Source organism: Comamonas odontotermitis, assembly GCF_020080045.1.
GTDB classification, from domain to species: domain Bacteria; phylum Pseudomonadota; class Gammaproteobacteria; order Burkholderiales; family Burkholderiaceae_C; genus Comamonas; species Comamonas odontotermitis.
Genome location: NZ_CP083451.1, coordinates 1,356,940 through 1,381,234 on the forward strand (window position 1 = coordinate 1,356,940; position 24,295 = coordinate 1,381,234).

Below are 24,295 nucleotides of genomic sequence, written 5' to 3' on the forward strand. Positions count from 1 at the left end.
ATCAGGCGGCAGTTTTACGGTTGCGCTACTCGTCGTGGTACACGGGCGAGCAGCGCCTCGCTATCGTAGTCGTAAAAAGAGGAGGTATCTTGGAGTGCGGTATCGCCACTTTGTTGCGGATCAACGGACTGCTCGGCTTGAGCTGCCAGGGCCGCGCAGTGGACGATATCGCCCACCACGATGACGCTCGGGCTACCAAGCTGCTCGCGCGCCATGGTGGCGGGAAGCTCCGCCAAGGTGGTGATGGCCTGGCGTTGCAGGGGAAGGCTGGCGTGTTGCACGATGGCCACCGGCGTATTGCCGGGCAAGCCCTGCAACAGGCCTTGGGTGATGCTGATGGCGCCAGCTACTCCCATGTAGATCACAAGGGTGAGCCGGGCGCTGTGAGCTGTCTGGGCAAGCTGCACCCAGTCGGGCCCCACACCGCCGGGCTTGGCGTGTCCGGTGATGAACACCACCCCCTGGGCATGGTCTCGGTGGGTCAGCGGCGCCCCCAGGCTGGTGACGGCGGCAAGGCCAGCCGTGACGCCGTTGACGATACGAGGGATCACACCATGGGCGCGCAGGAATTCCACTTCTTCGCCGCCTCTGCCAAAAATGAATGGATCACCGCCTTTGAGGCGCACGACCTGCTCGCCACTTTGCACTTCCTGCAGCATCAACCGCTGGATGAAGGCCTGGGGTGTACTCTGGCAGCCGCCGCGCTTGCCCACATGCACAATGCGCGCGCCGGGCGCTGCCCATTCCAGTACCGCGTCGTTCACCAGATCGTCCACCAGCAATACCGTGGCCTGCCGAATGGCTTTGGCGGCAGCGATGGTCAGCAGGTCTGGGTCGCCCGGTCCGGCACCCACCAGCGTGCAGCTGCCAGGCAATGGCTTGGCCGTAGTGGGCAGATGGGCATTGTCCGAAGGGGCCAAAATTTCATCGGTCATGGGAGTTTTGCTCCTGATTTAATAGCATTCTGCGCTTGTTCGGAGGACGACAAGGCTGAATTTCTCATCAAATCCACCAGGCTGCGTATGTGTTGCACCTGTTGCGCAAGGGCGGCAGGCACTGGCAGGCGACCTGCGAGCACTGCCTCGGTATAGCGGGCGGTGCTATCGGCGTCGATACTGTCAGGCAGCCCCGGCACTTCGCTGTCGGTGCCTGCGGCACGCGCCTGCAGCAATTGATGGTGACCATGTACGAAACCGTCGTACTGTGGCGTGCGGCGCGGGTCGGCGCAGACTTCGCCTTCAAGGCCACGAGAGAGCAGGGCATCGAGACCCAGTTGCGTCAGCGTAGCTTGCAGCATGGGCAGGTACTCGGGGTGGGTGTAGCTGCCCAGCAGCAGGGCGGGGCCTGCTACGGGCTGCAGCAGCTTGGCAACGCTGTGGCCTGGATTGCGCAGGCCGATCACTTGGCGCACGGCCAGCAGCCGCGCCAGCGCCGGTAGCAAGGTGGCCGTATGCACGGTGGTAACCTGGGCAGGCGCCACGATGCCGGCCTGCGGGAGTGTGCTGATGCCCAGGCGTTGCAGCACCGCGAATACCGAGGTGCGGCTGGCTTCGGTCTGCATGCCGTGCACCAGCACCGGCAGCCCTTCGCGCGCCAACAGCAGCGCCAGCAATGGCGTGAGGGTGGGCAGGCGGCGTGCGCCGTTGTAACTGGGAATGATGACGGCAGGCACAGGGCCTGGCGAGCCAAGGCGAGCCATGCGGGCATGCACCGCATCCCACAGGCCGCACATCTCTTCGGCGGTTTCTCCCTTGATGCGCATGGCGATACAGAACGCGCCTACCTCATAGTCGCTGACGTGGCCATCCAGAATCTGGCCAAGCAGGTCAGCGGTCTGTGTGCGGTCCAGCGCCTTGGCGCCACGTGCGCCGCGCCCGATCTCTTTGATGTAGTGCTGTATGGCCATGGTATGCAGGAATGTTTGGCATATTATTTTAGGTTTTATAGATGAAAAAGTAATAAGAAAAATCATGCCTCCCAACATGCGGGGTATGGGCCAGGCGCCCTTGTCCGGTGCAGATGCTTGGAAGACATGCATTTGTCATGCCAATCATGCAAGGTGCTGTGACAATTGACGAAGTTTTGCGCTGTGAGCGGCTGCAAAGTGGTGGCAAGGGCCTAATATCGGCGGTCTGAGCCAATGCCTTTTTGGGCGCATGAAAGGAAACCCTATGTCCGTATCTCCATCGATGGTTGAAGAGCTGCTGCAGCAACTGCAAGGCGCACCCATGCAGCAGATGGCGCAAAGCCTGGGCGAGAGCGAAGCACAGACCGAGCAGGCCGTGCAGGCTGCCATTCCGATGATGCTGGGCGCCTTGGGCAACAACACGCAAAACGCCGCAGGAGCCGATGCCCTGTTTGGCGCGCTGCAGCGTGACCACGCCGGCGGCCCGGACCTGGGAGGCTTGCTGGGCTCGTTGCTGGGCGGAGGGGCGGGTGGCAGCCAGGCCGGTGGCGGCCTGGGTGGCCTCGGCGGTATGCTGGGCAGCGTGCTGGGCGGAGCCTTGGGCGGCGGCGCTCCTGCGGGCGGTAACCCTGCTGCGCTTGATGGTGGCAGCATTCTGGGTCACATTTTTGGTGGCCAGCAGGACCAGGCTTCGAGCAGCCTGGGGCAGGCCACGGGTCTTGGAAACAATGCAGGAAATCTGCTCAAGATGCTGGCGCCCATTGTGATGTCCTTCCTCGCGCAGCGTGTGATGGCAGGTGGCATGAACTCTTCCGATCTGGGCAGTGCCCTGGGCCAGGAACAAAGCCGCGTGCAACAGCAAGGTGGCTTGGGCGGCGGCCTGCTGGGTTCGCTTCTGGACCAGAATGGTGACGGCAAGCTGGATGTGGGCGATCTGATGAAGATCGGTGGCTCGCTGCTCGGCGGCCGCCGCTGATCGCAGGCGCACTCGCCACTGCTTCAATGCATCCCCAATACCTTCCCGCGATGCGGGGTGGTGTTGGGGATTTTTCATGTCCGCCCTTTGAAGCGCCTACACTTTCGCCCCATGAGTTTGCTGATTTTGGGAATCGAATCGTCGTGCGATGAAACGGGTGTGGCCCTGGTGCGCACGCGGGAGGGTGGCGCTGTGCCGCAGCTGCTGAGCCATGCGCTCTATAGCCAGATCGAGATGCACCGCGCCTATGGCGGTGTGGTGCCGGAGCTGGCCAGCCGCGACCACATCCGCCGTGTGCTGCCCCTGACCGAAAAGGTGCTGCAGGATGCCGGTTGCGTGCTGGATGACGTCGATGCCATTGCCTTCACGCGCGGGCCGGGCCTGGCGGGTGCACTGCTGGTGGGCTCGGGTGTGGCCTGCGCCATGGCCGCAGCACTCGATAAGCCAGTGCTTGGCGTTCATCACCTTGAAGGCCATCTGCTTTCGCCGTTTCTGAGCGATGATCCGCCCCAATTCCCATTTGTCGCGCTGCTGGTATCGGGTGGGCACACGCAGCTGATGCGCGTCGATGGCGTGGGACAGTACGCGATTCTGGGCGAAACCATTGACGATGCTGCAGGCGAGGCGTTCGACAAATCTGCCAAGCTGCTGGGGCTGCCGTATCCGGGCGGGCCGGAGCTTTCGCGCCTTGCACAAGGCGGCGATCCCGAAGCCTTCAAGCTGCCGCGCCCGCTCTTGCACAGCGGTGATCTGGATTTCTCATTTGCCGGCCTGAAGACCGCCGTGCTGACCCAGGCCAAGAAGTTGGGCGACACGCTGGATGCGCGCAAGGCCGATCTGGCGGCCTCCACGCAGGCGGCGATCGTCGAGGTGCTGGTGAAGAAAACCTTGAGCGCACTCAAGGACACCGGCATGAAGCGCGTAGTGGTTGCTGGTGGGGTGGGCGCGAACCGCCTGCTGCGCGAGCAACTGAACACCGCCTGCGCCAAGCGCGGCGTGCGCGTGCATTACCCGGAGCTGCATCTGTGTACCGACAACGGCGCAATGATTGCCATGGCGGCTGCCATGCGCATCCAGGCAGGACAGCAACAGGCGGAGAAAATCTATGCCTTTGACGTGAAGCCGCGCTGGCCGCTTGATTCCATCGTGGCACCGTCCGCTGCGGTATAGATCACATCTGCGCCTTCGGGCAGCAAGACGGGGCCGCTTGGGCCCCGTTTTGTTTTTGGGTGAATGCCTTGTTACTGGATGCTGAGCGTCTGCACCGTGGGCTCTGGCTGGTGGGTGGCCAGGGTCAAGGTCAGCACGCCGTTCTCCAGTGTTGCCTTGGAAAGGGTGGCGTTAATCGCTGCAGGCAATTTCCAGGCGCGTTGCACGCTGCGCGGTGCGCCTTCCACGCTGCTCAGCCGCACTGTCTTGTCTTGCAGTGCAATGGTCAACTGCTCACGGGAGAGGCCAGGCACATCAAGCTGGATGGTGAACACATTGGCTTCCTGGTTGACCGTCTCGTTCGCTGGCGTGGAGGTGGTGGTCTGCAGGAAGCGCTGCAGGGCAGCATCCATGGCGGCGGGCGAAACAGCAAAAGCGGAGCGGTGCAGCAGAGGGCTCATGATCATCTTCATTCCTTTTCTATCAGCGCAGCACGATTGCTGCTGAATGACTGGTAGTTGGATGGAGAAGCGTTGATTTCAAGAGAAATTCTCTGCTTTTTATTTTTATGGAACTGCTCTTGAAACCCTTTCGATAGCGGCCATATTGCGCGCGTTACGGCGTGCTGAAGTTGGCGGGGTCGGGCGTGCGCTGCTGGCGCGCCTTGTTGCGCAGATAGGCCTTGGCAGCGGCTTCGGCAGCCGGTGAGTTGGTGCTCTCGCTGCTGGGTTCCTGTACCTCGCTGTCGGTATCGGGCAGGGCTGGCGTACCAGTGCGCGCGCGCTTGATGGCCTGGCCCAGCTCGATCACCGACATCGCGTAGAAGCTCGAGAGGTTGTAGCGCGTGATGGTGTAGAAGTTCTGCGTTCCGGCCACGTACTGCGTCTCTCCGTCGCCATTTTTCAACTCGATCAGAGCCAGCAGACCGCTATGGCTGTTGCCGGGTGGCGCCACTTGAACGCCGTTGGCGGCCATGTCGGCGGCGCTGAAGCTGGGCTTGATGTCGGGTTCAAGCAAGGTGGCCAGCTGCGCCGGTGTGCTGCGCAGCTGCATGTCGTAGTAGGCCGGCATGCCGCGCTGCCAGCCATGGGCGACAAAGTAGTTGGCCACCGAGCCGATGGCGTCGGCCTTGCTGGTGAACAGGTTAATCTTGCCGTCGCCATCGAAATCGACGGCGAAATTGGACCAGCTGGTGGGCATGAACTGCGGCATGCCCATGGCGCCTGCGTAGCTGCCTACGGTGTCGAACGGGTTGGCGTTGTTCAGATAAGCCGTGGTCAGAAATTGCTCCAGCTCGCCGCGAAAGTACTGGGCGCGGTCTGCTGCGCGCGGGTGGCTCGCAGGGTAGTCGAATGCCAGGGTGGCCAGTGCATCGACCACACTGAAATTGCCCATCTGCTGGCCGTAGATGGTTTCCACGCCAATGATGCCGACGATGTATTCGGCAGGCACGCCATAGGTTTGCTCGGCGCGCGCCAGGGTGGCCTCGTTTTCGTTCCAGAAGCGCAGACCGGCGCGGATGCGGATGGGTTCGACAAAGCGGCTGCGGTAGGCACGCCAGTTTTTCACGCCTGCAGGGCCCGTGCGCGGGGTCATCAGGCGCTGCACCGTAGGGTTGAAGCGCGCCTGGCTCAGGCTGGCGCGCAGCCATGCTTCGTCGATATGGCGGCGGGAAGCAACTTCGCGCACAAAGGCATCGGCTTCCGGACGGCTGGCGTAGCTCTGTGCCGAAGCGCTGGCTTCGCTGTCACGTGCTTTCTTGGAGGATTTCTGTGCATGGGCGCTTGTCAGGCAAGCGGTGGCGGCTATGAGAACAATCGTACTTTGGAGAATGCGGTGCATGGGGGCTTTATACCTTGTTGGCTTGCGTTGCCAGGCTGGACCAGGGCAATTGTCGTAACTGTTTGCGCAAGGCGGCGAGGGAGTGCTGTGGTGCAGCCTTGCCTGCTGGCGTGGCATAGCGCAGCTGCTCCATGGCCTGCAACCATTTGGCAAAGGCGCGGGCTTCGGGAGAATCCGGTATCCGGTGGCGAATGGCGTTTGCCAGGTTGCGTGGTGTACTGCTGTCGCTGCTGGCGATACCGGCCTTGGCCAGGCGTTTGCGCACCTGCGCGATCAGTGCCAGCCAGGGATCGGTGTGGCGGCGCTGGTATTGCAGCGCGGCGGCTGCAATCAGGGCGCTGGCCATTACCAGCACGCCCAGGATGCGCACCAGATCCATCCAGTTCGGACTTTGCAGGCCGAGGCTGCCGAGCAGATCCATCTGCTCGCGCTGGGTGTAGTTCAACACCCATTGGTTCCAGCTGTTGTTGACGGCTTCCCAAACGGCGCGCATGCGCTGCAGGCCGCTGATGGCGGTGGGGCTGTTCACGCTGATGCCCATGAAATTGCTGATGTTGAGGCGTTGCGCGGCACCCACGCGCCCGGGGCTGACGGCGCCGGTGGGGTCCACGCGCACCCAGCCTTCCTGCTCACCGAGCCAGACTTCTGCCCAGGCGTGCGCATCGGCCTGGCGCACGGTCCAGTAACCATCCACGCTGTTGCGCTCGCCACCCTGGTAGCCGGTCACGATGCGCGCTGGCACGCCTGCGCTGCGCAGGGCCACCACAAAGGCGGCGGAGATGTGCTCGCAAAAGCCCTCTTTGCGGTCAAACCAGAACAGGTCGGCCGCCTGGCCGTTGTAGATGCCGGGATCGAGCGTGTAGGTGTAGCCGCCAGTGCGCAATTGGGCCAGCAGGCGCTGTACCAGTTGCTGGTCTCGGTTGGGTGCGTCGCCGATGTCTGCCACCAGCTGCTGCACCCAGGCACGGGTGCGCGGATTGCTGGTTGCGGGCAGGCGTCGATTGAAGGACAGCTCCCGGTTGCCAGCCTGCATGCCGAAACGGTAGCTGGTATGGCTTTGCATGGCGATGCGGGTGACTTCGGCAATCGGCCGGTTGCTGAGCCATTGCAGATCGCCGGTGCTGTAGGCACGGCCACGGGGCAGTACAGGCGGGGTGCGGGTCAGATCCAGTGCCAGCAGCCAGGGTTTTTGGTGTGGCTCCAGTGTCAGTTCGTAGCGCAGTGGCTCGCCGGTGGTGACGATGTCGTCAAACAGCTTGTCGTCGGTTGCGCGAAAGCTGGGAGTGGCGCGCCAGGTGGTGCCATCGAAATCAGCCAATACCGGGCCGCGCCAGTAGAGCTGGTTGGAGGGTGGCGGCTGGTTGCCAGGGGTATCGAACCTGACGCGAAACGCGATGCCTTCGTCTTGCGCCAGTGATGCCATGTTGCCGACCGTCATTTCATCGGAGAGCCCTGTTTTCCCGGCATTCGGGTTGGGCACGCCCCATAGCGGAGCCATGCGCGGAAAAAGCACGAACAGAGCCAGTGTCAGTGGCGCGCCGATGGCGATCATCTTCAGCGACAGGCCTGCCGCGTATTTGAGCGAAGGCTGGCCCACCGGCATGTGTGCATTGACCAAGGCGGTCAGCAGGCCCACCAGGCCAATCGCGATGGCCAGGGCGGTGAGCAGCGATTGCGAATGCAGAAAATTGGCCAGCAGCGCAAAAAAGCCGAGAAAGAACACCACCATGGCATCACGCCGGGCGCGCATCTCCATGGTCTTGAGTGCCAGCAGCATGCTGATGAGGGTGACACCGGCTTCCGAACCAACGATGGTTTTGTAGCTGGCAACCGTGGCACCCACCACACAAGCCAGCAGCGCCACCAGCACCCAGCGTCCGGGCAGCGGCTTTTGGCGCACTGCAAGCACACCGCGCCACAACAGCAGGGTGTACGCAAGTGCCGTCGCCCAGATGGGCAGGGATGCCGCAAGTGGCAGCAGCACCCAGGCCACGACGACGAGCAGAAACACGGTATCGCGCGCTTCGCGCGGCAGACTGGGCCATGTGGAGCGCATTGCAGCGGACGGAGGGGACAGGTTGTGTGCCATGTGCTTCCCTCAAGCCAGCGCCAGTGCCCGCAGGCAGGCCAGGCGGTGCTCTGCGCCGGTGTCCGGGGTTATCTCTCCGCGACCAGTCTGTATACGCAAACCGTAGCGCAAACCCTGCTGGTCTGCTGCAAGCACCCAGGCTGTGAGGCGCGAGAGCTGCGCCTCGCGTTCGGCAAGGCCGCAGCGGCTGGCGTCCAGCCACAGGTCCTGCTGGGCCTGGTGCTGGTTGTCGCGCACCACAAAATGGCTGCTGCCAGTGCCCATCTCGGTTGCCATGGCGCTGGCTGCCTTCTTCCACACCACCAGTTTCAAGGGGTCACCGCGCCGGTAGCCGCGCACGCCATCGAATTCGCCACTCGCTGCACGCAGGCTGGAACTGCTGCCCATGCCTGCATCGGCTGCGCCCAGTGGTAATGGCGGCGGGTGGGCCTCGGGGCTGGGGTAGATCAGGGCGTTTTCACTGCTGCGGAACACGGTCCACATCCGGAACACGCCCAGCGGAAAGCGGGTCTCCACCACTACCGCTGGCAAAGGTTGCCATCCGCGCTGCTGTGCCAGTGCGGCGAGCTGCACGGTGGCGCTGGCCTGAGCGCCGACGTCTGCCATGCTGTATTTGTCGTCCTGGTAGTGCCGCACGCCCAGGGCGTAGCGCGCGCGGCGGTTGGGGTTGTCGATGCGCAGCTCTACGCGCAGCGCCTGTCCGGCAAACTGTGTCTGCGGCGCATGCAATGACAATTGCAGGCCCAGCAGGTTGCGGTAGCCGATGCCAATGGAGACCAGGGCCGCTCCAGTCAGCATGAAGGTCAGCAGAAAGCCCAGATTGAGCTGAAAGTTGATGCTGGCCACCAGCAGCACCAGCAAGGTCAGGCCCAGCATGCAACCCGCACGGGTGGGCAGCAGGTACAGATTGCGCCGCGTGATGGTGTGGACGCTGCTATGGGCCAGTTTGCCCAGCCACCACAGGCGCATGCGCTGGCGCCATTGTTTGGGCCAAAATGGGCTTTGGCGCATGTCTGTAAAGCGCAGAGTGCTCACCTTATTGCAGCGGTACGCTGTCCATCATGGCGCGCACCTGCTCGACTGCGCTGCGGCCTGCGCTGCTCACCGGCACCAGGCGGTGCGCCGTGGTCTGCGGCAGAATGGCCTGCACATCATCGGGGGCGACATAGTCGCGGCCATGGATCAGAGCCTGTGCCTTGGCGGCGCGGATGAGACCGATGCCCGCGCGTGGCGACAGGCCCTGCACAAACCACCGCCCCGAGCGTGTGGCCGCAATCAGTGCCTGCACATAGTGAATCAGCGCATCACTGGCGCGCACACTGCTCACTTCCTGCTGCAGGAATTTCAACTCGACGGCAGAGGTCAGGGCGGGCAGCTGGTTGGCGATGTCGCGGTGCCCCTGGCCGGCCAGCAGCTGGAACTCGGCCGCCTGGTCGGGGTAGCCGAGCGAGATGCGCATCAGAAAGCGATCGAGCTGGCTCTCGGGCAGGGCGTAGGTACCCAACTGCTCCAGCGGGTTCTGTGTGGCGATGACAAAGAACGGCTGCGGCAGCGCACGCGTGGCGCCTTCGACGGTGACCTGCTTTTCCTCCATGGCTTCGAGCAGGGCGCTTTGCGTCTTGGGGCTGGCGCGGTTGATCTCGTCGGCCAGCAAGACCTGGGTGAACACGGGGCCCGGGTGGAAGACGAAATTCTGCTGTTCGCGTTCGTACACCGACACGCCCGTCAAGTCGCTGGGCATCAGATCGGCGGTGAACTGCACGCGCGAGAACTGCAGGCCCAATGTGCGCGCCAGAGCGTGCGACAGCGTGGTCTTGCCCACGCCGGGTACGTCTTCGATCAGCAGGTGACCTCCCGCCAGCAAACAGGTCAGACAATCCTGAACCTGAGCCGGTTTCCCCACAATCACCGTGTTAAGCTGAGCCAATAATTTTTGTATGGTGTGCTGCGTTTGCATGCCATAACGATATACGACAAAAACAATCAAGGAGACGAAAGCGGTGTCTAAGACAGGTTATTTCACACATCGCGATTGCTGGATGCACGATATGGGCGCGGGCCATCCAGAGTGTCCGCAGCGACTCGATGCCATTGAAGACCGGCTTTTGATGACGGGCGTGGGCGATGCGTTGGAGCGGCGCGACGCGCCCAAGGCCATGGTTTCCGACCTGGAACTGGGCCACGATCGCTTGCACATCGCCGCGATCCGGGGTCTGTCGGAGATGGCCGCCGACAACCAGGCCGTGGGCGGTCCGGCCACCTTGATGCTGGATACCGACACCTCCGTCAACGCGCATACCTGGAACGCCGCATTGCGCGCTGCCGGGGCTGCATTGGCCGCTACCGATGCCGTGATTGGCGGCGAGATGGAAAATGCCTTCTGCGCGGTGCGCCCACCCGGCCACCATGCCACGCGCAAACAGGCCATGGGATTTTGCTTTTTCAACAATGTGGCACTGGCAGCCAAGTACGCGCTGATGCGCCACCAGCTGCAGCGCGTGGCGATCGTGGATTTCGACGTGCACCACGGCAACGGCACCGAAGACATCTGCGCGGGCGATCCGCACATCCTGATGTGCGGCATCTTTCAGCATCCGTTCTACCCATTCAGTGGCGACAAGGACCCGGCTGGCAACATGCTGAACGTGCCGGTACCTGCCTATACCAAGGGCATGGACATCCGCGAGATTGTGGAGACCTACTGGATGCCGCGGCTGGAAGCGTTCAAGCCCGAGATGATCTTTGTCAGTGCCGGCTTTGATGCCCACCGGGAGGACGACATGGGCCAGTTGGGCATGGTCGAGGCTGACTATGCCTGGATCACGCACCGCATCAAGGATGTGGCGCGGCGTTTCAGCAAGGGGCGGATCGTCTCCTGCCTGGAAGGAGGCTACATGATGGCGCCGCTGGCGGCCAGCGTGGAGGCCCACATCCGTGTTCTGGCTGATTTGTGAGGTGAAGCTCTGATGACGGATTCTGCTGTTCTTCTGCAAACCCGCGATGCGCGGGGCGTTGTGACCCTGACGCTGAATGACCCCGCACGCTTCAATGCACTGGGGGACAAAATGCTCGCCGCACTGCAGGCGGCCCTTGTGACCATTGGCAAGGACGAAACCGTGCGTGCCGTGGTGCTGGCCGCCAATGGCCGCGCGTTTTGCGCGGGCCACAACCTCAAGGACATGGCTGCGCACCCGGATCGCGCCTGGTACCAGGATCTGTTCAACCGCTGTACCAAGGTCATGCTGGCCATTCAAAAACTGCCGGTTCCGGTGATTGCACGGGTGCAGGGCATGGCTACGGCAGCCGGTTGCCAACTGGTTGCGCAGTGCGATCTGGCAGTGGCCAGCAGCGACGCCAGTTTTGCCACCAGTGGCATCCACTACGGACTGTTCTGCGCCACGCCCAGTGTGCCGCTGGTGCGCAACGTACCCATCAAACGGGCAATGGAGATGCTGCTGACGGGCGATTTCATCAGCGCGCAGGACGCGCTGGTGCAAGGGCTGGTCAACCGGGTTGCCAGCGAAGACCAGCTCGATGCCGAGGTGGAGCAGCTGGTTGCTGCAATCGTGAGCAAACCGCGTGTTGCCGTCAGTATGGGCAAGGCCCTGGTCTACCAGCAGCGCGAATTGGGCCTGGAGGCTGCCTACCAGACGGCCAGCCAGTGCATGGCAACGAATATGATGGATGCGGATGCACAAGAGGGCGCGCAGGCCTTTGCCCAAAAGCGCAAGCCGGTCTGGCCGCAGGGCTGAAAAAGCCCGGTAATGGATGGCAAAGGCGGCATGTGCACGGCATATGCCGCCTTTGTGTTTTGGCGTCAATCTTTTCTAGGGAATGGAATGACTACCGGGTGGTCATGGAATGGTCTATGGATATCTTTGAGAAACTGATTCACGATTTTCGCCAGGCCAGCACCTTGCTGGAGCTGGGAGTATTGCTGGCTTGTCTGGTGCTCGCTGGCTTGTTGGCACGCGCCTTGTATCGCCGCTACGATGGCGGGCCATCCGTATGGTTTGGCACTTCAGCCTGGGGTGGTGCCCTGTTTCCACTGCTAGCCCTCTTGTTCACCGCCGGGGCCCGTATGGTGGTGGAGCACTACCAGCCCGTGTTCCTGCTGCGTCTGGGTGCGCAGATTCTGCTGTCGCTGGCAGTCATCCGCCTGGTGGCACGCGTACTGGCCAAAACCTTTCCACACTCCACCGTGGTAAGGCTCATTGAGCGCATCTTCTCCTGGCTGGCCTGGGGTGTCGCCGTGCTGGGCATTCTGGGCGTGCTGCCAGCTGTGACGGGTGAGCTTGATTCGATCCGCTTTGCGTTTGGAAAAACCTCGATCTCCATTCTGGAGCTGCTGCAGGGTGTTTTGTCGGTCGGCATCGTGATGATTGTGGTGCTGTGGATTTCGGCCACATTCGAGCAGCGGGTGATTGATGACATGGTCAGCGATCTGTCGATGCGCAAGATGGCCGTCAATTTGACGCGAATGGTGCTGATCACCGTGGGGCTTTTGGTGGCACTGTCGCTGGTAGGGGTGGATCTGACGGCCTTGTCCGTGTTGGGCGGTGCCTTGGGCGTCGGCCTAGGTTTTGGCATGCAGAAGATCGCCTCCAACTATGTCAGCGGCTTTCTGGTGCTGATCGAGCGGGCCCTGCGCATTGGCGACAACGTTCGAGTGGATGGCTTTGAAGGCCGAATCACCGACATCCGTACCCGCTACACCGTGATACGTGCCGGCAACGGGCGCGAATCCATCGTGCCCAATGAAACCCTGATCACCCAGCGGGTGGAAAACCTTACCGCTGCCGACCAGAAATTCAACCTGACCAGCAATATCGTGGTCGCGGCAGACTGCAATGTGGCCCAGGTTCAGCAGATCCTGCAGGAGGCAGCTCTCGCGCAGACGCGGGTGCTCAAAACGCCGGCACCTGTGGCCTACCTGGTCAATTTTGCCGCCGATGGGCTGGAATTCAGCCTCAGCTACTACATCAACGACCCGGTCAATGGACAGGCCAATATCCGGTCGGCGGTCAATGTCGCGATCCTGGAAGGACTGCGCGCCGCGCAGATCGACATTCCGTTCCCGCAACGGATTTTGCATATTCAGAACAATGCGGGCGGTGCAATACCTGCCGCGCAAGGCTGATGCACTGCCAACTTGTGCGGAAAATGGGGCAGTGCGCAGTGATGCGCAGATAATCAAGGCGACGTTGCCGATTGGGTATGAAAAAGCACGATCGTGCTAATTTGTGCGATGATCGCTTCAGCCATTCCCGTTGTCAGGGGGATGCAAGCAGCAAGCCAACTGGCGCAGACCCATTTCAAATAACTCAGGAGTCGAGGTTTATGAAAGTACTTGTACCCGTCAAGCGCGTGGTGGACTACAACGTGAAAGTGCGCGTCAAAAGCGACGGCACGGGAGTGGACATTGCCAACGTCAAGATGAGCATGAACCCGTTTGACGAAATCGCGGTGGAAGAGGCCGTGCGCCTCAAGGAAAAAGGCGTCGTCACCGAAATCATCGCCGTTTCCTGCGGCGTGGCCCAATGCCAGGAAACCCTGCGCACGGCCATGGCCATCGGCGCCGATCGCGGCATCCTGGTCGAGACCACCGAAGAGCTCCAGCCCCTGGCCGTTGCCAAGCTCCTCAAAGCCCTGGTCGACAAAGAGCAACCCGGCCTCATCATCTGCGGCAAACAAGCCATCGACGACGACTGCAACCAGACCGGCCAGATGCTCGCAGCGCTGGCAGACCTCCCCCAGGCCACCTTCGCCTCCAAGGTCGAAGTCGCGGGCGACAAGGTAAGCGTCACCCGTGAAGTCGACGGCGGCCTCGAAACCCTGCAACTGACAACGCCAGCGGTCATCACCACCGACCTGCGTCTGAACGAGCCGCGCTACGTCACCTTGCCCAACATCATGAAGGCCAAGAAAAAGCAGCTCGACACCGTCAAGCCCGAAGAGCTGGGCGTGGATGTGACCCCTCGCATCAAAACCCTCAAAGTGGCAGAGCCTGCCAAGCGCGGCGCAGGCGTCAAAGTCGCTGACGTCTCGGCCCTGATCGACAAACTCAAGAACGAAGCCAAAGTCATCTAAGCTTCACCCATCCCCCCTGAGTCGCCTGCGGCGCCTTCCCCCCAGGGGGACGACGACCACGCTGGGGCAGCCCCGGCTGCGGGGCGGCCCTTGCTAGTCGTCCCGCCGCACGGGACCGCCAGTTTTGAAGGCCGCAAACGATACCGACACATTGAATTGAAGGACGATAGACATGACCGCTCTCGTTATTGCAGAACACGACAACCACAGCATCAAACCCGCCACCCTCAACACCGTCACGGCCGCCAAGGCCTGCGGAGCCGACGTCCACATCCTCGTGGCGGGTGAAGGCGCAGCCGCTGCAGCCCAGGCCGCAACCCAGATCGCAGGCGTTGCCAAAGTCATCCTCGCTGAAGGCGCATCGCTCAAGGACGGCCTGGCCGAAAACGTGGCAGCGCAAGTGCTCGCCATTGCAGGCAACTACAGCCACATCCTCTTTCCCGCCACGGCAGGCGGCAAGAACGTGGCTCCCCGCGTAGCGGCCAAGCTCGACGTCGCCCAGATCAGCGACATCACCAAGGTAGACGGCCCCGACACCTTCGAGCGCCCCATCTACGCGGGCAACGCCATAGCCACCGTGCAAAGCACCGACGGCAAGAAAGTCATCACCGTGCGCACCACCGGCTTTGATGCAGCAGCAGCCACCGGCGGCACGGCAGCCGTCGAAACCGTGGCCGCTGTCGAGGGCAGCAGCAAAAGCGCCTTCGCAGGCCGCGAAGTCACCAAAAACGACCGGCCCGAACTCACGGCTGCCAAAATCATCGTCTCGGGCGGGCGGGCGCTGGGCAGTGCGGAAAAGTTCAACGAAGTCATCACCCCGCTGGCCGACAAACTGGGCGCGGCCATTGGCGCGAGCCGCGCGGCGGTGGATGCGGGCTACGCGCCCAACGACCTGCAGGTGGGCCAGACGGGCAAGATCGTGGCGCCGCAGCTGTACATTGCAGCGGGCATCTCGGGAGCGATCCAGCACCTGGCGGGCATGAAGGACTCCAAGGTGATCGTGGCGATCAACAAGGACGAGGAGGCGCCGATCTTCAGCGTGGCCGACTATGGCCTGGTGGCCGATCTGTTCGAGGCCGTGCCCGAGATGGTGGGTAAGCTGTAAAAGAGCGCATACAAAAGGCATCCTGCGTGGTGCCTTTTTCTTTGAGCGATACGCGATTGATTTGATGGTTGGAGACAAGACAATGAGCTACAAGGCGCCCGTAAAAGACATGCTGTTTGCGATCGAACATCTGGCAAGGATCGACCGGGTGGCGCAGATTCCGGGCTTTGAGGATGCCGGCCTGGATACCGCTCAGGCTGTGCTGGAAGAGTGCGCGCGCTTCAATGAAGAAGTGGTGGCACCACTCAACGTGCCAGGGGATTTGCATCCCTCCACCTGGAAGGACGGCACGGTCACCACAACCCCCGGCTTCAAGGATGCCTTCAAGCAGTATGTGGAGGGTGGCTGGCAGGGCTTGCAGCACCCCGTGGATGCGGGTGGCCAGGGCTTGCCCAAGACAATTGGCGCGGCCTGTGTCGAAATGCTCAACAGTGCCAACATGAGCTTTGCCCTGTGCCCGTTGCTGACCGATGGCGCCATCGAAGCCCTGCTGACTGCGGGTAGTGATGCGCTCAAGAACACCTATCTCGAAAAGCTGGTTTCCGGCCAGTGGACGGGAACGATGAACCTGACCGAGCCACAGGCTGGCTCCGATCTGGCCCTGGTGCGCACACGTGCCGACAAGGAGGCCGATGGCAGCTACAAGCTCTTTGGCACCAAGATCTTCATCACCTACGGCGAGCACGATATGGCAGAGAACATCGTGCACCTGGTGCTGGCCCGTGTGGCAGGGGCGCCCGAAGGGGTCAAGGGCATCAGCCTGTTTGTCTGCCCCAAGTTCCTGGTGAATGGTGACGGATCACTCGGGGCGCGCAACGATGTGCACTGCGTCAGCATCGAGCACAAGCTGGGCATCAAGGCATCGCCCACCTGCGTGCTGCAGTATGGTGACAACGGCGGTGCGGTGGGTTACCTGGTGGGCGAGGAGAACCGTGGCCTCGAATACATGTTCATCATGATGAACGCTGCGCGTTACGCCGTGGGTATGGAGGGCGTGGCCATTGCCGAGCGCGCCTACCAGCATGCAGTGGCCTACGCCAAGGAGCGTGTGCAGAGCCGCCCGGTGGACGGCAGCGTGGCGGGTAGCGCCACCATCATTCACCACCCGGATATCCGCCGCATGTTGATGACCATGCGCGCCTACACCGAAGCTTGCCGCGCGATGGCGCTGACGGGAGCCGCATCATTTGATGCTGCGCACCAGCACCCCGACGCAGAGGTCCGCAAGGTCAATCAGGCGTTTTATGAATTTCTGGTGCCGCTGATCAAGGGTTACAGCACCGAAATGAGCCAGGAGGTGACCAGCCTGGGCGTGCAGGTGCATGGCGGCATGGGTTTCATCGAGGAAACCGGGGCAGCCCAGTACTACCGGGATTCGAAGATCCTGACCATCTACGAAGGCACCACTGCCATTCAGGCCAATGACCTGGTGGGCCGCAAGACGGCGCGCGATGGCGGGCAAGTGGCCAAGGGCATAGCCAGCCAGATCGAGGCGACCGAGAAGGCACTCATTGCCAGCGGTACCGAGGGTGCAAGGTCACTGGCCATCAATCTGGAAAAAGCCCGCAAGGCGTTTTTGGATGTGGTGGATTTTGTCGTCAGCACCAGCAAATCGGCCCCCAACGACGTGTTTGCCGGCAGCGTGCCGTATGTGATGTTGGCGGGCAATCTGGTGGCGGGTTGGCAGATGGGCCGCGCCTTGCTGGCAGCGCAGGAGCTGCTGACGGCCGGCAGCGGCGACAAGGCCTTCCTCGAAGCCAAGGTGACAACCGCTCGTTTCTATGGCGAGCATATTTTGGTAAAAACCTCGGCATTGCGTGATGAAATTCTGCATGGCGGCGCATCGGTGATGGCCTTGCCGCTCGATAGCTTCTGATGTCAGGGCAGGCGGCCAGTGATCACCCCCTGGATTGCCATGGAGCAGAGGGCTGCTTGCGCAAACATGGTGGGCGTGAGCAGCTTTTTTACACCGATTACCTATGACAGGCGGCCTTTTGCAAAAACAGCTGTTGGCAGGCCCGAAGGCCTTTTGAATCGAAGGAGATCCCATGTCCCAACTTCCTGGCGCATTGAAACACGTGCCGTTTCCGGTGATCGGTTCGCCGCTTTTCATCATCAGCAATCCCAAGTTGGTGATTGCACAGTGCAAGGCGGGCATTGTGGGCTCCATGCCTGCGCTCAATGCCCGGCCGGCCGAGCAACTGGAAGACTGGCTGGCAGAGATTACCGAAGAGTTGGCTGCGCACAACCGCGCCAATCCGGACAGCCCCGCAGCACCGTTTGCCATCAACCAGATCGTGCACCGCACCAACGAGCGTCTGGAGCATGACATGGCGTTGTGCGAAAAGTACAAGGTGCCTATCCTCATCACTTCACTGGGGGCGCGCGAAGACGTGTTCCAGGCAGCGCACAGCTGGGGCGGTGTGGTGCTGCACGACATCATCAACAACACCTTTGCGCACAAGGCCATCGACAAGGGGGCGGATGGCCTGATTGCCGTGGCAGCAGGTGCAGGAGGCCACGCGGGCATCAAGAGCCCGTTTGCACTGGTGCAGGAAATCCGTGAATGGTTCGACGGCCCGCTGGCGCTGTCGGGCAGCATTGCCAGCGGCCGCTCGGTACTGGCGGCGCAGGCCATGGGCGCAGACTTTGCCTATATCGGCTCGGCCTTCATCGCGACCGATGAAGCACGTGCCGTGGAAGAGTACAAGCAGATGATTGTCAGCTCCAATTCGGATGACATCATCTACAGCAACCTGTTCACTGGCGTGCATGGCAACTACCTGAGCCCGTCGATCCGCGCGGCTGGCATGGACCCGGACAACCTGCCGGTCTCCGATCCAAGCTCGATGAGCTTTGGCAAGGAGCGCAAGGCCTGGAAAGACATCTGGGGCAGTGGCCAGGGCATTGGCGCCATCAAGCAGGTGGTGCCGGCCGCAGAATTGGTGGCGCGCCTCAAGCGCGAGTATTTCGCTGCCCGTGACGGATTGGTGGAGCGTGCTGCCGCTGCCGAGCGCTCCGCTGCAGCAAGTGAGAGTGCTGTGGCCTGAGCACCGTGCTGGCCTGCGAGCTTGCGCTTTGGCCGTTGTACAGCTGATTACAGAACTTTTGGCAGATGGTGCGCTCCAATGGTGCGCCATCTGCTATAAGTTTTGTATGTTTCAGCGACGCAGGCCACCTGCCTTTCCAATATCACGCCGCGCCTGTATAGGTGGGCTGCTGGCGTTTTCGGCATTGCCCGGTTTTGCCGCAGGCGTGGAGAGAGCGGCCTCGTCCGCCCTGCCGCAGGGCGCGCGCAGCATCAGCATTACCCAGTCTCAATTGCAGAGCGCTGTGGCGGCCAAGTTTCCGCTGGCGCGGTCGTGGCAGGGTATGGTGGTGATTCAGCTGCAAAAACCCGCCGTGCAGTTGCTGGGCAGCAGCAACAGCCTGCGAACCATGCTGGATATCTGGGTGACTGAAAAGCTGATGAACACCGAGTATCCCGGCCAGATAGCACTGGATTTTGGCCTGTACTACAACGACGCTGACAGTACCATCCGCATGCAGCATGTCCGCGTAGAACAGCTCCACATGCAAGGCGTGCCACCCCAGTACCAGCCCATGTTCCAGACCTATGCGCCGCGCCTGGCGGAGCAGGTGTTGAACGGACTTGCCGTGTATGAGCTTCCCGCCAGCCAGCGCATGCTGCTCAAAGGCCTGGGCTACACGGTGCACAGCATGGACGTGCAGGCGGACAAGCTGCGCATCGTTCTCGCGCCCAAGCCGCTTGGCACTGAGCAGCCCTAGAACGTCGACACGTTCTTAGTCGTTGATTTCTTTTTTGCCTGGTGATTTGCCCGTCAGCCGGTCCTTGAGACTCAGTACGCGGGTGACGGCGCTGCCCATGCCCATCAGCTGCATGGCGGTTTCCGGGTTCAGGCGTTGCACGTCGTCAAACCAGGTCATCAGGCGGTCGATCAGGTCGTACATCTCCTGCATGCGCTGCTGGGCGTATTTCTCATCGTCCGAATGGGTTTCCTGCAGCAGGGCGGAGCGCAGCATGGATTGCGTGGGCTCGATCTCTCGGCGGCGGCGCTCTTCCGCCAGTGTGCGGAATATCTCCCACACATCGTTGGGTGACTCGAAATACTCACGCCGGTCACCAGGCAGGTGGCGCATATGCACAAGGCGCCAGGATTGCAGCTCTTTCAACCCCATGCTGACGTTCGAGCGCGAGAACGACAGGCCTTCTGCGATCTCATCGGCATTGATTGGGCGAGGCGACAGAAAGATCAAAGCATAGATCTGCCCCACCGTGCGGTTGATACCCCAGCGGCTGCCCATTTCGCCAAAATGCGAAACAAACTGGCGGGTGAGTTCGGGCAGAGGAGCTTCGGGCGTTTTCATGGTTGGATTATCGGTCTTTTCAGAAAATGCTGAATCCATTGCGGTCGGGCACCGGAGCGGTGAGGATTCTGCTGTGTAAAGAGGACGAATTTGTGTGTTGCGGCGTCAACCAGCATACGCAAACAGGCGTTAGACCTTGAGCAGCACTGTTTATGCAGTGTTGCGACTGTGTTTGACCATTGTTGGTCTCCACTGCTGGATGGCTTTCCTGGCGTGCCCCTCCAATCCACGTTTGCAGCGATTGAGTGGAACGGGCCAGTCTTCCCCCAGCGGTGAGCGGCCGGCCTGACGACCTTGTCTTCTACAACAACGCATAACAATCGCAATCTGTGGCTGGACGTCATCAAAGGAGCATGCTGCGCGGCGATCGTGTGGCATCACCTGGCCTTCTATGGCCCGATGTCCAACGTGGCTCGCCAAGTCACCCCGGGTGTCATCGACTGGCTGGCGGACTATGCCCGCATCGCCGTGCAGATTTTCCTGGTCATGGGTGGCTACCTGGCTGCCGCGAGCCTGGCGCCCCAGGGCATTGCACGGTTTGGCCAGCCTCTGGAAAAGATCGGCAAACGCGCGCTGCGACTGCTGGCGCCGTATTCCGTTGCACTGCTGTTTGCCGTGCTGATTGCCGCCTTGGTACGCCCCTGGTTTGCGCATGAATCCGTACCCGGAGAGCCCAGCTGGCACCAACTGATTGCCAATGCCCTGATGCTGCAGGACATCACGGGTGAAGATGCGCTGTCGGCCGGTGTCTGGTATGTGGCCATCGATTTCCAGCTGTTTGCCGCAGTGACCTTGCTGTTTGCCGCCACGCGTGGCTGGGAGCGGCGTTGGATGGGGCTGTCCGTCAGCCAGTACCTGGTGATTGGCCTTACCGCACTGTCACTGTGGGTGCTCAATCGCAACAGCGATCTGGACATGTGGTTTGTCTACTTCATCGGCGCCTATGGCGTGGGCATGCTGGCCTATTGGGGCAGGTCCAGCAGCCGACCCTGGGCATGGACGGCGTTGCTTCTCCTGCTGGGGCTCGTTTCGTTCGAGATCGAATTCCGCCTGCGGATTGCCGTAGCCTGCGCCAGTGCCGTGGCTTTGCTGTGGCTGATGCGAGTGCCCTCCGATGGCAAGGTGGGCGATTGGCTGGCGGGCCATATTGCTCCGCTGCGCTGGTTGCAGTCGCTGGGGCAGTTTTCGTATTCGGTGTTCCTCGTCCACTTCTCTATCGTGGTGTTGTGCAATGCCGTGGCTTCGCAGGTGATTGCGACACAGCCCTGGCTCAACTGGCTGGGCATGTGTGTGGCATTCGCACTGTCACTGCTGGCGGGGCGTATGCTCTATCACTTTGTGGAGGCGCGTACGCCCAGCCTCAAAGGCGTGGCGCGCTGGGAGCTGGGCTTTATCGGCGCAGGCCTTGTCGTGAGCTTGTTGAGTGCCCGTTTTGCGCTGTAAGCGCTGGTCAATGTGACCCGTCATTGACTCGTCCTGTCATAGGTTGACACCTATTCGCGACTAATCTCCAGCCCAAGCTGGTTGGCGAGAGACGCCCGATGTACTGCATCGGGCGTTTTGTATTTTAGGGACAGGTGCGGCCGGCGCTCGTTGTACAGCCGTACCGATTCGCCCACCATGGTGCGGGCCTGCGAGAGATCGGCAGGTCGTTGCAACAAGTATTCCATCTTGAGGATTCCATTGACCCGCTCAGCCAGAGCGTTTTGGTAGCAATCGTAGCCATCGGTCATGGAGCAGGTGATGCGGTGGCGTGCATGGATGCGCTGGTATTGAGCCGAGCAGTACTGAACACCTCTATCAGAGTGGTGTACGAGCGGCTGATCTGTTCGCCGCTGACGCAGTGCCATCTTCAACGCTTGGCTGACCTGCTTGGTCTCCAGACTATCGTGCACGTGCCAGCCCACGATCTTGCGCGAGTAGGCATCGGTCACCAGGCTCAGATAGGCAGTCTTCTCCTTGGTGGGTAGATACGTGATGTCAGCGACCCATAGCTGCTCACAACCACTTGCCACTGTTTTGGTCGGGCCCTCCTTGAGTAGATTGGGGTGCCTGCGGTAGTGATGATGGCTATTGGTGGTCTTGTGGTACGCATGCCGTGGCAGCACCAGCATGCGTGCTTGGCGCAGGACAACGAACAGTGCATCGCGCCCGATCTGGATTCCCGCCTGTTCAAGCGGCGGCTTGAGCAAGTGCAGCAGTTTGCGCGTGCCAATGCGTGGCTGATGGCGCCTCTCTTCACTGGCCAACTCCACCACCGCCTTGTCCCGCTCGCTGCGTGCACGCTGGCAGACCAGGCGCTTGTAGTGCGCTTGGCGGCTGATTCCCATGTAGCGGCAAGCCCTCGTGACGCTTAACCCTTTGACGAGCTTTTGCGTGAGGACTTGCCCGCAGGCTTTTTTTTTGACTTGGACTCCGTAGTCGCGCTTGAGCACGTTCACTACCGCTTCAAAGAAGGCCGCTTTCTCGCGGGCTTCTTTCAGCTGCACTTCCAGCTCCTTGATGCGCTGCTCTGGAGTCAGCAGCTTGGGCGATTCAGGCATCTTCTGTAATCCTTTGCCCCTTGATGATGCAGCTTTCCAGTCCTGCCGTCCGTGCTTGCGAAGCCACACCAGTACAGTTGAGGCGCCCTGGATTCCGTACCGCTCATGGGCCTGCCGGTAGGTCAGCTCACCTCTTTCTACTTGATCGACTACTGCGAGTTTAAAAGCCAGCGTGTAGTCCCGTTGCGTTCTCTTAACCCACTGTTCCATTTGACTTTCCTTTCTGTTCTTCAGAAAGGTGTCAACCCAATTCAGGACGGGTCACATGTGAAACAAAAGCACGCCATGGCGTGCTTTTTCATTGGGTTGCCGTGGGCCTGAAGGGTCAGCGGTGCAGTTCGCCAGCGCGCTCCGGCTGGTAGACGATACCGGTCACGCGGACGGTCATGCTCTTGCCGCCCACCGACGGCCATGCCAACTCGTCTCCGACCGACAGACCCAGCAGTGCGCTGCCGACGGGGGCGAAGACCGAGACCTTTTCGGTGCTGCCATCCAGATCCTTGGGGTAGACCAGGGTGAGCTGAAACTGTTTGCCTGATTCAGCCATGTCGAAGGTGACAGTCGAGTTCATGGTCACCACATCGGGCGGAATATCCGTGGGCTCGACGATGTCAGCGCGCGCAATTTCCGCTTCCAGATCCGCTTTTCCAGGGAAAGCCGCAGCAGACATTTGTGCCAGCAATGCCTCCAGGCGATCCACGTCCAGCGACGACAAGATGAGATGGGGCTTGCGAGACATCAAAACTTCCTCCGGATGATGAAAAGTCGAACTGTAGGCGATCCGCAATCTCGCACCATATTGGTGCGAATAGAAGCTGGCCAATTCGTCCGATTGGCAAGTCTGCCTCGTCTTTGTATACTGTATAAATATACAGTATCAGCGATGAAATACCATGCCGCAAAACAAGCATTCCTCTCGCTCTCCCATCATCGCTAATGGTGAGGAGTGGGTGCGCACCAGTGAAGATGCGGAGCCGGCACCAGTGGCGGCTGCGCCGGCTCGTTCTCTTCTGAAAGGGCGCGGTGCGGTCTCTGCGCCCCTGCACCGGTTTGCCAAAGAGCAGCGCGAATGGCTGGATGATGGCTGGAATGGAGCCGTGGCTCAAGGTGTCGGTATGGATGCGGAAGAGCATGATGCCTCGCACGACGAAGCGATCTGGTGGCGGCAGGCTGCGCAGGCACTGGGCACCCAGGTGCACGAGGAGCGGGCACGCAGCGCGATCCAGAAGAACGATTCCCCGGATATCTTCTTCGACCATTCGGTCAACCCGTACCGGGGCTGCGAGCATGGCTGCATCTATTGCTATGCGCGGCCATACCATAGCTACCTCAACCTATCGCCGGGGCTGGATTTCGAGACGCAGTTGTTTGCCAAGACCAATATTGCAGAGGTGCTGCGGCGTGAGATCGGCCATCCCCGCTACCGGCCGGCCTCGCTCAACATTGGCTCGGCGACTGATTGCTACCAGCCCATCGAGCGAGACTGGCGGCTGACGCGGCAGGTGATCGAGGTCCTGAACGAAGCCTGCCACCCGTTCTCGGTGATCACCAAAAGCAGTGGTGTCGAGCGTGATATTGATTTGATAGCGCAAGCCGCAAGCCACAAGCGTGCTGCGGCCTATATCACCATCACCACGCTGGATGGTGGACTGGCGCGGTTGTTGGAGCCCCGCGCTGCCGCTCCGCGCCGAAGGCTGCAGACCATACGCCGCCTCGCAGAAGCTGGGATTCCCGTGGGGGTCAGTGTTGCACCGCACATTCCCTTTCTGAACGACGACATGGAGCAGGTGCTGGATGCTGCACGTGAAGCAGGTGCAACCACCGCTTTCTATACAGTGCTGCGCCTGCCCTGGGAGCTGAACGGTGTGTTTCAGCAATGGTTGCAGGCGCACTACCCACAGAGAGCCCCGCGGGTGATGGAGCGTGTGCGCGACCTGCACCAGATCAGCGACGAGGAGCGCGCGCGCGGCAAAAGCTACAACAGCGACTATCTCACCCGCATGAAAGGCCAGGGCCTGTGGGCGCAATTGGTTCGCCAGCGGTTTGTGCGCAGTTGCGAGCAGCTGGGTTACGGCCGCGAGCGTGAGCCGCTGGATTGGGCTCCGTTTGCTGCATGGCAGCAGGGCCAGCGCGGGCCACAGCAAAGCAGCCTGTTTTAGCCTGGGTTGGGTGCATACAGAGTTGCCACCCGTGCTGCTGGGGCAGA

General features: G+C 61.4%; 22 protein-coding genes. 12 read left to right on the forward strand and 10 right to left on the reverse strand.

Annotated elements, in window-relative coordinates; genetic code table 11:
- Positions 1–14 precede the first annotated feature (14 nt).
- Complete coding sequence (cobA, locus tag LAD35_RS06245; protein ID WP_224151844.1) at positions 15–935, reverse strand: uroporphyrinogen-III C-methyltransferase; 921 nt, start codon at positions 933–935, stop codon at positions 15–17.
- Positions 932–1,906 (reverse strand): DNA-binding protein YbiB, encoded by a 975-nt coding sequence (gene ybiB, locus LAD35_RS06250; RefSeq protein ID WP_224151845.1) that lies wholly within the window; start codon positions 1,904–1,906, stop codon positions 932–934. The genes cobA and ybiB overlap by 4 nt, the downstream gene beginning before the upstream one ends.
- A gap of 265 nt (positions 1,907–2,171) precedes the next feature.
- Between ybiB and LAD35_RS06255 the strand changes: the two genes are divergently transcribed.
- Both LAD35_RS06255 and tsaD read left to right on the forward strand, forming a co-directional pair.
- On the forward strand, positions 2,172–2,882 hold the full coding sequence (locus LAD35_RS06255) for a DUF937 domain-containing protein (protein ID WP_224151846.1): 711 nt from the start codon (positions 2,172–2,174) through the stop codon (positions 2,880–2,882).
- A gap of 111 nt (positions 2,883–2,993) precedes the next feature.
- The gene (gene tsaD / locus LAD35_RS06260; protein ID WP_224151847.1) at positions 2,994–4,052 is read left to right on the forward strand and encodes a tRNA (adenosine(37)-N6)-threonylcarbamoyltransferase complex transferase subunit TsaD; all 1,059 of its coding nucleotides are present in this window, start codon (positions 2,994–2,996) and stop codon (positions 4,050–4,052) included.
- A gap of 71 nt (positions 4,053–4,123) precedes the next feature.
- On the opposite strand, the gene LAD35_RS06265 is transcribed toward tsaD, so the two are convergent.
- The 5 genes from LAD35_RS06265 to LAD35_RS06285 form a co-directional block, all read right to left on the reverse strand.
- Positions 4,124–4,498 carry an Hsp20/alpha crystallin family protein gene (locus tag LAD35_RS06265; RefSeq protein WP_224151848.1) on the reverse strand — a complete coding sequence of 125 codons (375 nt, stop codon included), beginning with the start codon at positions 4,496–4,498 and terminating at the stop codon, positions 4,124–4,126.
- Between the two features lie 148 nt (positions 4,499–4,646).
- Entirely contained in the window at positions 4,647–5,873 is a 1,227-nt protein-coding gene (mltB, locus tag LAD35_RS06270) for a lytic murein transglycosylase B (RefSeq protein ID WP_224151849.1), read from the reverse strand.
- A gap of 7 nt (positions 5,874–5,880) precedes the next feature.
- Positions 5,881–7,962, reverse strand: a complete 2,082-nt coding sequence (locus LAD35_RS06275) for a transglutaminase family protein (protein ID WP_224151850.1) — start codon at positions 7,960–7,962, stop codon at positions 5,881–5,883.
- 9 nt (positions 7,963–7,971) lie between these two features.
- Positions 7,972–8,973 carry a DUF58 domain-containing protein gene (locus tag LAD35_RS06280; RefSeq protein WP_224151851.1) on the reverse strand — a complete coding sequence of 334 codons (1,002 nt, stop codon included), beginning with the start codon at positions 8,971–8,973 and terminating at the stop codon, positions 7,972–7,974.
- A gap of 25 nt (positions 8,974–8,998) precedes the next feature.
- Complete coding sequence (locus tag LAD35_RS06285) at positions 8,999–9,919, reverse strand: AAA family ATPase (RefSeq protein ID WP_224151852.1); 921 nt, start codon at positions 9,917–9,919, stop codon at positions 8,999–9,001.
- Positions 9,920–9,962: 43 nt separating this feature from the next.
- Between LAD35_RS06285 and LAD35_RS06290 the strand changes: the two genes are divergently transcribed.
- From LAD35_RS06290 to LAD35_RS06325, 8 genes are all read left to right on the forward strand, one after another.
- Positions 9,963–10,916 carry a histone deacetylase family protein gene (locus tag LAD35_RS06290; protein WP_224151853.1) on the forward strand — a complete coding sequence of 318 codons (954 nt, stop codon included), beginning with the start codon at positions 9,963–9,965 and terminating at the stop codon, positions 10,914–10,916.
- 12 nt (positions 10,917–10,928) lie between these two features.
- The gene (locus LAD35_RS06295) at positions 10,929–11,714 is read left to right on the forward strand and encodes an enoyl-CoA hydratase (protein ID WP_224151854.1); all 786 of its coding nucleotides are present in this window, start codon (positions 10,929–10,931) and stop codon (positions 11,712–11,714) included.
- Positions 11,715–11,830: 116 nt separating this feature from the next.
- Positions 11,831–13,102 carry a mechanosensitive ion channel family protein gene (locus tag LAD35_RS06300; protein WP_224151855.1) on the forward strand — a complete coding sequence of 424 codons (1,272 nt, stop codon included), beginning with the start codon at positions 11,831–11,833 and terminating at the stop codon, positions 13,100–13,102.
- Between the two features lie 200 nt (positions 13,103–13,302).
- Positions 13,303–14,052 (forward strand): electron transfer flavoprotein subunit beta/FixA family protein, encoded by a 750-nt coding sequence (locus LAD35_RS06305; RefSeq protein WP_224150070.1) that lies wholly within the window; start codon positions 13,303–13,305, stop codon positions 14,050–14,052.
- Positions 14,053–14,224: 172 nt separating this feature from the next.
- Complete coding sequence (locus LAD35_RS06310; protein WP_224151856.1) at positions 14,225–15,157, forward strand: electron transfer flavoprotein subunit alpha/FixB family protein; 933 nt, start codon at positions 14,225–14,227, stop codon at positions 15,155–15,157.
- A gap of 82 nt (positions 15,158–15,239) precedes the next feature.
- Entirely contained in the window at positions 15,240–17,033 is a 1,794-nt protein-coding gene (locus LAD35_RS06315) for an acyl-CoA dehydrogenase (protein WP_224151857.1), read from the forward strand.
- Positions 17,034–17,205: 172 nt separating this feature from the next.
- The gene (locus LAD35_RS06320; protein WP_224151858.1) at positions 17,206–18,207 is read left to right on the forward strand and encodes an NAD(P)H-dependent flavin oxidoreductase; all 1,002 of its coding nucleotides are present in this window, start codon (positions 17,206–17,208) and stop codon (positions 18,205–18,207) included.
- A 184-nt stretch (positions 18,208–18,391) separates the two neighbouring features.
- Positions 18,392–18,946: a DUF1439 domain-containing protein gene (locus LAD35_RS06325; protein ID WP_224151859.1), complete on the forward strand. Its 555-nt coding sequence runs from the start codon at positions 18,392–18,394 to the stop codon at positions 18,944–18,946.
- A gap of 15 nt (positions 18,947–18,961) precedes the next feature.
- Here LAD35_RS06325 and LAD35_RS06330 read toward each other — a convergent pair whose 3' ends face one another.
- On the reverse strand, positions 18,962–19,546 hold the full coding sequence (locus LAD35_RS06330; RefSeq protein ID WP_224151860.1) for a GbsR/MarR family transcriptional regulator: 585 nt from the start codon (positions 19,544–19,546) through the stop codon (positions 18,962–18,964).
- Positions 19,547–19,840: 294 nt separating this feature from the next.
- Here LAD35_RS06330 and LAD35_RS06335 point away from each other — a divergent pair, with 294 nt between their 5' ends.
- Entirely contained in the window at positions 19,841–20,989 is a 1,149-nt protein-coding gene (locus LAD35_RS06335; protein WP_224151861.1) for an acyltransferase family protein, read from the forward strand.
- 50 nt (positions 20,990–21,039) lie between these two features.
- Here the strand turns inward: LAD35_RS06335 and LAD35_RS06340 are convergent, their stop codons facing one another.
- Both LAD35_RS06340 and rnk read right to left on the reverse strand, forming a co-directional pair.
- Positions 21,040–22,299, reverse strand: a complete 1,260-nt coding sequence (locus tag LAD35_RS06340) for an IS3 family transposase (RefSeq protein WP_224149582.1) — start codon at positions 22,297–22,299, stop codon at positions 21,040–21,042.
- 115 nt (positions 22,300–22,414) lie between these two features.
- Entirely contained in the window at positions 22,415–22,828 is a 414-nt protein-coding gene (gene rnk / locus LAD35_RS06345) for a nucleoside diphosphate kinase regulator (protein WP_224151862.1), read from the reverse strand.
- A gap of 154 nt (positions 22,829–22,982) precedes the next feature.
- Between rnk and LAD35_RS06350 the strand changes: the two genes are divergently transcribed.
- Entirely contained in the window at positions 22,983–24,248 is a 1,266-nt protein-coding gene (locus tag LAD35_RS06350; RefSeq protein WP_224151863.1) for a PA0069 family radical SAM protein, read from the forward strand.
- Positions 24,249–24,295: the final 47 nt, after the last annotated feature.

Bases quoted from the DNA above. Each gene is read 5' to 3' on its own strand.
- cobA (WP_224151844.1), bottom strand. From the start codon at position 935: ATGACCGATGAAATTTTGGCCCCTTCGGACAATGCCCATCTGCCCACT.
- ybiB (WP_224151845.1), bottom strand. From the start codon at position 1,906: ATGGCCATACAGCACTACATCAAAGAGATCGGGCGCGGCGCACGTGGC.
- LAD35_RS06255 (WP_224151846.1), top strand. From the start codon at position 2,172: ATGTCCGTATCTCCATCGATGGTTGAAGAGCTGCTGCAGCAACTGCAA.
- tsaD (WP_224151847.1), top strand. From the start codon at position 2,994: ATGAGTTTGCTGATTTTGGGAATCGAATCGTCGTGCGATGAAACGGGT.
- LAD35_RS06265 (WP_224151848.1), bottom strand. From the start codon at position 4,498: ATGATCATGAGCCCTCTGCTGCACCGCTCCGCTTTTGCTGTTTCGCCC.
- mltB (WP_224151849.1), bottom strand. From the start codon at position 5,873: ATGCACCGCATTCTCCAAAGTACGATTGTTCTCATAGCCGCCACCGCT.
- LAD35_RS06275 (WP_224151850.1), bottom strand. From the start codon at position 7,962: ATGGCACACAACCTGTCCCCTCCGTCCGCTGCAATGCGCTCCACATGG.
- LAD35_RS06280 (WP_224151851.1), bottom strand. From the start codon at position 8,973: ATGCGCCAAAGCCCATTTTGGCCCAAACAATGGCGCCAGCGCATGCGC.
- LAD35_RS06285 (WP_224151852.1), bottom strand. From the start codon at position 9,919: ATGCAAACGCAGCACACCATACAAAAATTATTGGCTCAGCTTAACACG.
- LAD35_RS06295 (WP_224151854.1), top strand. From the start codon at position 10,929: ATGACGGATTCTGCTGTTCTTCTGCAAACCCGCGATGCGCGGGGCGTT.
- LAD35_RS06300 (WP_224151855.1), top strand. From the start codon at position 11,831: ATGGATATCTTTGAGAAACTGATTCACGATTTTCGCCAGGCCAGCACC.
- LAD35_RS06305 (WP_224150070.1), top strand. From the start codon at position 13,303: ATGAAAGTACTTGTACCCGTCAAGCGCGTGGTGGACTACAACGTGAAA.
- LAD35_RS06310 (WP_224151856.1), top strand. From the start codon at position 14,225: ATGACCGCTCTCGTTATTGCAGAACACGACAACCACAGCATCAAACCC.
- LAD35_RS06315 (WP_224151857.1), top strand. From the start codon at position 15,240: ATGAGCTACAAGGCGCCCGTAAAAGACATGCTGTTTGCGATCGAACAT.
- LAD35_RS06320 (WP_224151858.1), top strand. From the start codon at position 17,206: ATGTCCCAACTTCCTGGCGCATTGAAACACGTGCCGTTTCCGGTGATC.
- LAD35_RS06330 (WP_224151860.1), bottom strand. From the start codon at position 19,546: ATGAAAACGCCCGAAGCTCCTCTGCCCGAACTCACCCGCCAGTTTGTT.
- LAD35_RS06340 (WP_224149582.1), bottom strand. From the start codon at position 22,299: ATGGAACAGTGGGTTAAGAGAACGCAACGGGACTACACGCTGGCTTTT.
- rnk (WP_224151862.1), bottom strand. From the start codon at position 22,828: ATGTCTCGCAAGCCCCATCTCATCTTGTCGTCGCTGGACGTGGATCGC.
- LAD35_RS06350 (WP_224151863.1), top strand. From the start codon at position 22,983: ATGCCGCAAAACAAGCATTCCTCTCGCTCTCCCATCATCGCTAATGGT.